5 protein-coding genes are annotated in these 9398 nt (G+C 33.2%); all 5 read left to right on the plus strand.

Annotation, left to right across the window (positions count from 1 at the left end):
• The first annotated feature begins 16 nt into the window (after positions 1–16).
• The 5 genes from BTO16_RS08715 (at position 17) to mdh (ending at position 9145) form a co-directional block, all read left to right on the plus strand.
• Complete coding sequence (locus BTO16_RS08715) at positions 17–1414, plus strand: amidase family protein (protein ID WP_105021198.1); 1398 nt, start codon at positions 17–19, stop codon at positions 1412–1414.
• On the plus strand, positions 1414–4755 hold the full coding sequence (gene gatB/aspS, locus BTO16_RS08720; RefSeq protein WP_105021199.1) for a bifunctional amidotransferase subunit GatB/aspartate--tRNA ligase AspS: 3342 nt from the start codon (positions 1414–1416) through the stop codon (positions 4753–4755). Before BTO16_RS08715 ends, gatB/aspS begins: the two co-directional genes overlap by 1 nt.
• A 284-nt stretch (positions 4756–5039) precedes the next feature.
• Positions 5040–6977: a DNA topoisomerase (ATP-hydrolyzing) subunit B gene (gene gyrB, locus BTO16_RS08725; RefSeq protein ID WP_105021200.1), complete on the plus strand. Its 1938-nt coding sequence runs from the start codon at positions 5040–5042 to the stop codon at positions 6975–6977.
• A gap of 109 nt (positions 6978–7086) precedes the next feature.
• On the plus strand, positions 7087–8088 hold the full coding sequence (locus BTO16_RS08730; protein WP_105021201.1) for a DUF6588 family protein: 1002 nt from the start codon (positions 7087–7089) through the stop codon (positions 8086–8088).
• Between the two features lie 130 nt (positions 8089–8218).
• On the plus strand, positions 8219–9145 hold the full coding sequence (gene mdh / locus BTO16_RS08735; protein ID WP_105021202.1) for a malate dehydrogenase: 927 nt from the start codon (positions 8219–8221) through the stop codon (positions 9143–9145).
• Positions 9146–9398: the final 253 nt, after the last annotated feature.

The raw sequence follows: 9398 nt of genomic DNA on the forward strand, positions 1-9398 counted from the left end.
CTAAAAAATAATATTTATGAGTCAGATTAGAAAAATACATACTCAATTAAAAAATAAAGAGATTACTTGTACAAAATTAGTGCAAGACAGATTAGATTTATTAAAATCAAACACGCACAACACTGTAAACTCGCTTTTAGATACATTCGCTTTAGCGCTAGCCGAAAAAGTAGATGCTAAAATTAAAAACGGACAAGAAATTGGTTTGTTAGAAGGAATTCCTTTTGGAATTAAAGATGTGTACATGCTGCAAGGAACTTTAGCAACCGCAAGTTCAGAGTTACTAAAAAACTACAAATCTCCTTACACAGCAACTGCTATTCAAAAATTGTTAGATGCTGGCGCAATACCTTTAGCAAAAGAAAATTGCGATAGTTTTGGGCATGGTTCATCATCAGAAAACACCATTTTTGGGGCTGTAAAAAATGCTGTAAACACCGATTTAGTTGGTGGTGGATCAAGCGGAGGATCTGCTGTAAACGTGGCAAAAGATTTTACGGTTTTTTCAATTGGCGGAGACACAGGAGGTTCTATTCGTCAGCCAGCTGGTTATAACAATGTCTTCGGATTTAAACCAACCTACGGAAGAGTTTCTCGTTTTGGCTTAATGGCATATGCATCCTCTACAGATTGTGTTGGGCCAATTGCAAAATCGATTGAAGATATTCGAATTATTTTAAATGTAATGAGTGGTAAAGATGTAAAAGATCAAACTAGCTATCAATCATCAGAAATTTCTGCTTCGAATATTTTAAATGCTGAAGAAATAAAAACGGTTGGCTATTTTAAAAACTTTATAGAAACTGATGCCATTGATCCTGAGATAAAATCAGCCTTTTTAGCATCCATCGAAAAAATAAAAGCAACAGGAATTCAAGTTAAAGAATTAGATTTCTTTGAAGCTGATACCTTAGTTTCTACTTATTACACATTGGCAATGGCAGAAACTGCTTCTAATTTATCAAGATTAGATGGTACAAATTACGGACAAAGAATTGAAGGTGAGAATTTAAAAGACACCTATTCAATAACGCGTTCAGAAAACTTTTCAGAAGAAACAAAACGTAGAATTGTTGGTGGAAACCAAGTATTATCGCAAGGTTTTTCTGATGAAATCTATTTAAAAGGATTGAATTTAAGAGATCAAATTAGTGAGAATTTTGAAAAAGACTTTAAAGAAGTTGATATCATTTTATCGCCAGTTACCCCAAATACGCCACCAAAAATTGGCGAAAGTTTAAAAAATCCGCTAGCAATGTATTTATCGGATGCTTATACTGTTGGTTTTAGTTTAGGTCAATTACCAACGTTAACAATTCCGCAAGGAACAGCAACTGGTTTACAAATTACCGCTGCAAAAAATAATGACGAACTCGTTTTGAAGTTTGCTAACTTCTTAAAAGATACGATATAATGGAATTAGATCACTTAAACGATTTATTAAAAAAACACGATTTAGAATTGGTTATCGGTCTTGAAACGCATGTTCGTTTAAACACAAAATCGAAGTTATTCTGTTCTTGTGCAAATCAAGAAATAGCACAACCTAATCAAAATATATGTGCTGTTTGTACAGGACAAATGGGCGTTTTACCTTCTCTTAATAAAGAAGCAATTACAAAGGCTATTTATTTTGGAAAAGCCGTAAAATCTACTTTTTCGAATGAGGTGATTTCTTGGGATCGTAAACATTACGAATATCCAGACAATCCTAAAAACATTCAAATTACACAGTTTCACAATCCTGTAATTCCGGATGGTGAAGTTTCTTGTTTTAGAAATGACGGTTCTCAATTTACAGTGAGCTTAACGCAAGTTCACATAGAAGAAGATGCGGCAAAATTGATGCACGAAAAGAAAGTTTCTTTGGTCGATTTTAACAAAGCCGGTGTACCGTTAATCGAAATTGTAACAGATCCTTGTATTCGTCATATCGAAGACGCATCAACCTATGCACAATATATTCAGCGAATTGTTCAGAATTTAAAAATATCCGAAGCAAATCTTGAAAAAGGAGAGTTTAAATCGGATGTCTCTGTATCACTTCGAAAAAAACATACCTATAATTTAAATCCTAGAACAGAAATTAAAAACTTGAATTCGTTTAAGTTTATGGTGGATGCTTTGAAGGAAGAAATTGAAAAACAACTAAATTATTATATAGAACATAAAGAATTTAGACCAGAGCAAACTACGGTTTTATGGGATGCTGATTTAAAGCAAACCAAAACAATGCGTACTAAAGAATTTGAAGCGGATTATCGTTTTATTTCTGAACCAGATTTACCTTTTGTAAATATTAAGCGGGTTGTAGAAAACATTAAGGTTGATGTAAGTTCTTTACCTTTTGCAGTGGAATCTATTCTGATAAAAGGGGGCGTTTTGCCACAAGATGCTAAGTTTTTTACTGCTGATTCTTTACGTTCACAAACTTTTGTTGCTATAAATACGGTACTTAATGACCCTTCTTTTGTTGCCAAAACATTGGTAAATAATATTGGTGCAGATGAATATGCAAATATCCATAATATTGAACATTTAATTGAAATTTTTCAGTTATTTAAAGATGATAAAATCACTTCGGTTTTAGTTCAAAACGGAATTACCTCTTATTTAAAAGACAGAACTTTTGATTATAAAAAATATTTTACAGACAATACAATTTCTGCAGACACAATCAAAGACGCTGTTTTAAAAGTAATTGCAGAAAACGAAGAAACTGCCAACGAAATTAAAGCAGGAAACCAAGGAAAAGCGGGTATTCTAGTTGGAAAAGTAATTGCGATAATTGGTAAAGGTGCTTCTGGTAAAGTGATTCGTGAAAGCATTTTAGAGCAATTGGATGAAAAAGAAGCAAGAACTAAGAACCAAGAATCAAGAAATTTAGAACAAGTAACAAAAAACAATCAACCAAAAGCTAAAAATCAGGAAGAAGAAATTTTACCTCAAATTCCGATTGTTATTAAAGAAGAATACAGAACTCACAAGATTTCTGAGTTATCAGAAACTTCTATAAAAGAAGAAGTAACTTTAGCAGGTTGGGTAGCAAGTGTTCGTGATCACGGTGAATTAATTTTTATTGATTTACGCGACTCAAGCAACCAGATTTTTCAAGTACGTTTAAGTAGAGAAACATTTCCTAATTTAGATGAATTGGTAAAATTAAAACCAGAAACCGTGCTTATGGTTACTGGAATTGTAGTTCAACGAAAAGAAGATGATTACAATGCGGGTTTAAGAACTGGTAAAATTGAGTTAGAAACAGCCGTTTTAGAAATCTTAAACTTATCTAAAACCCTTCCGTTTGAAATTAAAAAAGCAACAAAATCGAATGAAAATGTTCGTTTTCAGTATAAATTTTTAGATCACAGAAATGATGATGTTCGCAAAGCAATCATCAACAGACATAAAGTAATTAAGTTATTACGTGATATTTTAGACGAAGAAGAATTCTTAGAAATTGAAACGCCAATTTTAACTGCAGGAACAGACGAAGGTGCAAGAGAGTTTATTGTTCCTACCAGAAAACAAGCGGGCTCATTTTACACATTACCACAAGCGCCACAGCAATTTAAACAAATGCTAATGGTGGGCGGATTTGAGAAATATTTTCAAATTGCACGTTGTTTTAGAGATGAAGATTCGCGTGGAGATCGTCAACCAGAGTTTACACAATTAGATATTGAAATGGCGTTTGCAAGCATGCAGCAAATTATCGATTTAAACACCAAAATGTTTAACGAAGTTGTGCATAAAATCTATGGTAAAAAATGGATTTTACATCCGTTTGAAATCGTTACTTACAAAGATGCGATGGATAAATATGGTTGTGATAGACCAGATTTACGTTACGGTTTGCAAATGCAAGATATTACAGACATTGTAAAAGACACCACTTTTCAAGTTTTTAGCAAACCTATTGATGATGGCGGAATTGTAAAATGTATTAAAGTTTCTGCTGAAGAACAAGGAAATTCAAGAATGTCTAAAGGGCAAATTGAAAACTTAACAGCCATTGCACAACAAAATGGTTTAGGTGGTTTGGCGTATATTATTGTAAATGAAAATGAGTTGCAATCGCCCATTATTAAGTTTTTAGGCGAAGAAATTGCAGCGAATATTATAAAAGCTACGGATGCTCAAATTGGGGATATTGTATTTTTCTCAGCTGCGGATTATGCAACCGCAAATAAAGCTTTGGATGCGGTTCGTCAAGAAATGGGACGTATTTTAAAATTGATCAATCCGAAGGAATTAAGACCTGCTTGGGTGGTTGATTTCCCGATGTTTGAAAGAACGGAAGAAGGACGATGGACGTTTACACACAATCCGTTTTCTATGCCAGCAATTTATGATTTAGAAAAACACATGAACAACAATGATGACGAGATAGGAACCATTATTGCGCAACAATACGATTTAATCTTAAACGGTTACGAAATTGGTGGCGGATCTGTTCGTGCGCACAAAGCAGAAATTTTAGAAGCAACCTATAAAAATATGGGCTATACTAAAGAGGAAATGTTAAAAAGTGTGGGAACGATGCACAAGGCTTTTCAATATGGCGCGCCACCTCACGGAGGAATCGCTTGGGGAATTGATCGTTTAATGATGATTTTAGAGAAGAAAGCTTCTATTAGAGAAGTAATGGCTTTTCCTAAAACAGGAACTTCCGAAGACTTATTGTTTAATGCACCTTCTCCGCTTTCTGATAAAAAAGTAGAAGAAATGAACGTGAGAGTAATAAGAAAGTAACTTAAATTTTTACATTCTTATAAAGATATCATTTTAAAATCTCGCTTTTGCGAGATTTTTTTATTTCATCAAACTTCAAGCTTACTTAAAAATTTTAAAATCAGAAATAAAACCAATTATAAGCGATTTAAAGCATTTTCTTGTTTTTAACAAATGTTGATAATTTTAAAAGTAATTCAATCAAAAGCCTTAAAATCAATCTTAAAAATTGTAATTTTGAGTTAAATACATTCGTTTTTAATTTCGGATGCTATCAACCTAAAAATTAACAAGTCACTTTTATAATGAGCGAAGAAAAAAAACATAGTTATGATGCCTCGAGTATTCAGGCATTAGAAGGAATGGAGCATGTAAGAATGCGTCCATCCATGTATATTGGAGATGTTGGTATTAGAGGTTTACACCATTTAGTTTATGAAGTTGTAGACAACTCTATTGATGAAGCAATGGGTGGTTATTGTGATACTATTAATGTTACCATTAATGAAGACAATTCTGTAACTACTAAAGATAATGGTCGTGGAATTCCTGTTGGAATTCACGAAAAAGAAGGCGTTTCTGCATTACAAGTTGTAATGACAAAAATTGGTGCTGGTGGTAAATTCGACAAAGATTCTTATAAAGTTTCTGGTGGTTTACATGGTGTTGGTGTAAGTTGTGTGAACGCATTATCAGAACATTTAACGGCAACCGTTCATAAAGACGGTAAACTTTGGCAACAAGAATATTCTAAAGGAAAAGCATTATATCCAGTAAAAACTATTGGAGAAACTGATTTTAACGGAACCGTTGTTACTTTTTTACCTGACAAAACTATTTTTACGCAAACAACTGAATTTAACTATGATACTTTAGCATCTCGTATGCGTGAGTTATCCTATTTAAATAAAGGGATTACAATTACATTAACGGATAAACGTGAAACAGATGATGAAGGTAATTTTCCAACAGAAATTTTTCATAGTACCGAAGGTTTACCAGAATTTATAAGGTATTTAGATTCTACTCGTGAGCAATTAACTTCTACCATAATTTCTATGGAAGGCGAAAAAAATGGCATTCCGGTTGAAGTTGCTATGGTTTATAATACTTCATATGCAGAAAATTTACACTCGTATGTAAATAATATAAATACGCACGAAGGAGGAACTCACTTAGCTGGTTTTAGACGTGGTTTAACAAGTACGTTAAAAAAATATGCTGATGACTCTGGATTATTAAAAAACGTAAAGTTTGAAATAGCAGGTGATGACTTTAGAGAAGGCTTAACGGCAATTGTTTCTGTAAAAGTTCAAGAACCACAATTTGAAGGACAAACAAAAACGAAATTAGGAAACAGAGATGTTACTTCTGCTGTATCTCAAGCAGTTTCAGAAATGTTAACTGATTATTTAGAGGAAAATCCTAATGACGCAAAAATCATCGTTCAAAAAGTGATTTTAGCTGCAACTGCAAGACATGCTGCAAGAAAAGCACGTGAAATGGTGCAGCGTAAAACAGTAATGAGCATTGGTGGTTTACCTGGTAAATTATCTGACTGCTCGGAAACTGATCCTGCACAATGCGAAATTTTCTTAGTTGAGGGAGATTCGGCAGGCGGAACAGCAAAACAAGGTCGTGATAGAAACTTCCAAGCAATTTTACCACTTCGTGGAAAGATTTTAAATGTTGAAAAAGCGATGCAACACAAAGTTTTTGAAAACGAAGAGATCAAAAACATGTTTACAGCATTAGGCGTTTCTATAGGTACAGAAGAAGATCCTAGAGCTTTAAACTTATCAAAAGTACGTTATCATAAAGTAGTTATTATGTGTGATGCCGATGTAGATGGATCCCATATTGCAACTTTAATCTTAACATTCTTTTTTAGATATATGAGAGAAATGGTAGAACAAGGTTATATTTACATTGCAACGCCTCCTTTATATTTAGTTAAAAAAGGACAAAAGAGAGAATATGCTTGGGATGATAATCAACGTGATTTGCTTGTACATCAAATGGGCGGTTCTGCAACTATTCAACGCTACAAAGGTCTTGGAGAAATGAATGCAGACCAACTTTGGGACACAACAATGAATCCAGAATTTAGAACATTACGTAAAGTTGTAATTGATAGCGCAACCGAAGCAGACAGAGTATTCTCTATGTTGATGGGAGATGAGGTTCCACCACGTAGAGCTTTTATTGAAAAAAATGCAAAATATGCAAAAATAGATATCTAGTTTATTTATTTTCAAACTCAAAAAACACACTCTTAAGTTAAGAGTGTGTTTTTTTTTATACCTTAGCTTACAAAACCAAAATTAAATAATAACTAAAATCAATCACATAATGAAAAAATATGTATTAATTCTTATAGGGATATTTGCCCTATCGTTTAACACAAAAGCCCAAGATGGCTTTGAAGGATACCTTTTAGCAGATACTGACGATAGGTCTAAATTAATTGAAGCCTATGTAGATCCTGCTATGAAAGGTCTAATTTTTAGCATGAATAATGGATGGTATCACACAGCAAAAGTTCATAAACCGTTTGGATTTGATATTGCTATTGGTCTAAATGCGTCTTTAGTACCAGAAAAAGACGAAATATTTAGCTTATCAGGATTAACATCAATTAATGCAGGTTCTATTACTGCTGCTTCAGTTGCAGGGTCGGAAAATAATACCCCTTTAACTACCGTTAATTTCACAGAAAACAACGTAACATATAGTACAACTTTTAGTGCACCAGGCGGAGTTAAAGAAAGCTTACCTTTAAGCGCTGTTCCTGCACCAGCAGTACAAATTAGCATGGGCTTACCATCAAATTTTGAAGTAAGTTTAAGAGTGGTTCCAAAAATTGGTTCGGAAGACGTAAAAGGAAACTTGTTAGGTGTAGGCTTAAAAAAAGAGATTACAAATTGGTTTGGACCAGTAGGAAAAACACCTTTACATGTATCTTTACTTGCTGCTTACACAACAATGACAGTTGATTATAACATCAACGCTACTGGCGCTGTTGATGTTCAAGACGGATTAGCAGAATTTAAACTAAATGCTTACACAGTTCAAGCAATTGCCTCATTAAATTTTCCTATTATAAACATTTATGGTGGAATTGGATATGGTTCAGGAAACTCTACTCTTAAAATGACAGGAGATTACACCTTAAATTACAACGCTTTAGTTAGTAGAACAATAACAGACCCTATTGATTCTTCATTTGATGCTGGCAGTTTTAGAACCACGGCTGGCTTACGATTAAGTTTAGGTTTTTTTAAACTATACGGCAGCTACACGTTACAAGAATACAATACCGCTAATTTAGGTGTTGCGTTTAGCTTTAGATAGAAATACCAAAATCATTTTATAAAAAAGACACCAATCTAGGGTGTCTTTTTTTATTTTTAGCAGTACTATTATTTCTAAAATTCGTACTTTTGTTTAACGAATTTTATCAACATAATTAAAAAATAAATATATGAAAGTTACAGTTGTTGGTGCAGGTGCAGTAGGTGCAAGTTGTGCAGAATACATTGCTATTAAAGATTTTGCTTCTGAAGTAGTTTTATTAGACATTAAAGAAGGATATGCAGAAGGAAAAGCAATGGACTTAATGCAAACCGCTTCTTTAAATGGTTTTGATACAAAAATTACAGGAAGTACAAATGAGTATGCAAAAACTGCAAATTCTAATATTTGTGTAATTACTTCTGGAATTCCTAGAAAACCAGGAATGACTCGCGAAGAATTAATTGGTATTAATGCAGGAATTGTAAAAACAGTTTCTTCTAACTTAATTAAACATTCTCCAAACACAATTATTATTGTAGTATCTAACCCTATGGATACAATGACCTATTTAGTTCATAAAACTACAGGTTTACCAAAAAATAGAATTATAGGAATGGGTGGCGCATTAGATTCTGCTCGTTTTAAATATAGATTAGCAGAAGCTTTAGGTGCTCCTATTTCTGATGTTGACGGTATGGTAATTGGTGGTCATTCTGATACAGGAATGGTTCCTTTAACTCGTATAGCAACAAGAAACTCGGTTCCTGTTTCTGAATTTATTTCTAACGAAAGATTAGAACAAGTTTTACAAGACACCAAAGTTGGTGGCGCAACATTAACAGGTTTATTAGGCACTTCTGCTTGGTACGCTCCTGGTGCAGCAGTTTCTGCAATGGTACAAGCAATTGCTTGTGATACTAAAAAGATTTTCCCTTGTTCTTCTTTATTAGAAGGTGAATATGGTTTAAATGATTTATGTATTGGAGTTCCTGTTGTTTTAGGTAAAAACGGAATTGAAAGCATCGTAGAAATCAAATTATCTGATGATGAAAAAGCACAAATGATTGCTTCTGCAAAAGGAGTTTCTGGTACAAATGCTTTATTAGAATTGTAATAATTAATTCCTAGTTTTTAGGGGTTAGTACACAGTAAAAATCCAACTCATTGAGTTGGATTTTTTTGTTAAATGATATCACTAAAATATTATTTGTTGTTCACCTAACTTTTAATGATATCAAATTAATTTTCCAATTATGTACTACTATTAAAACTCAAAACCTCACACTGAGCTTGTCGATGTATCAAGTAGTCTTCGACAAGCTCAGACCAAGACTCGTAGTTATAATTAGAGTAAGAATATAATTTAT

Origin of the sequence: Polaribacter glomeratus (genome assembly GCF_002954665.1) — a bacterium.
GTDB lineage: Bacteria > Bacteroidota > Bacteroidia > Flavobacteriales > Flavobacteriaceae > Polaribacter > Polaribacter glomeratus.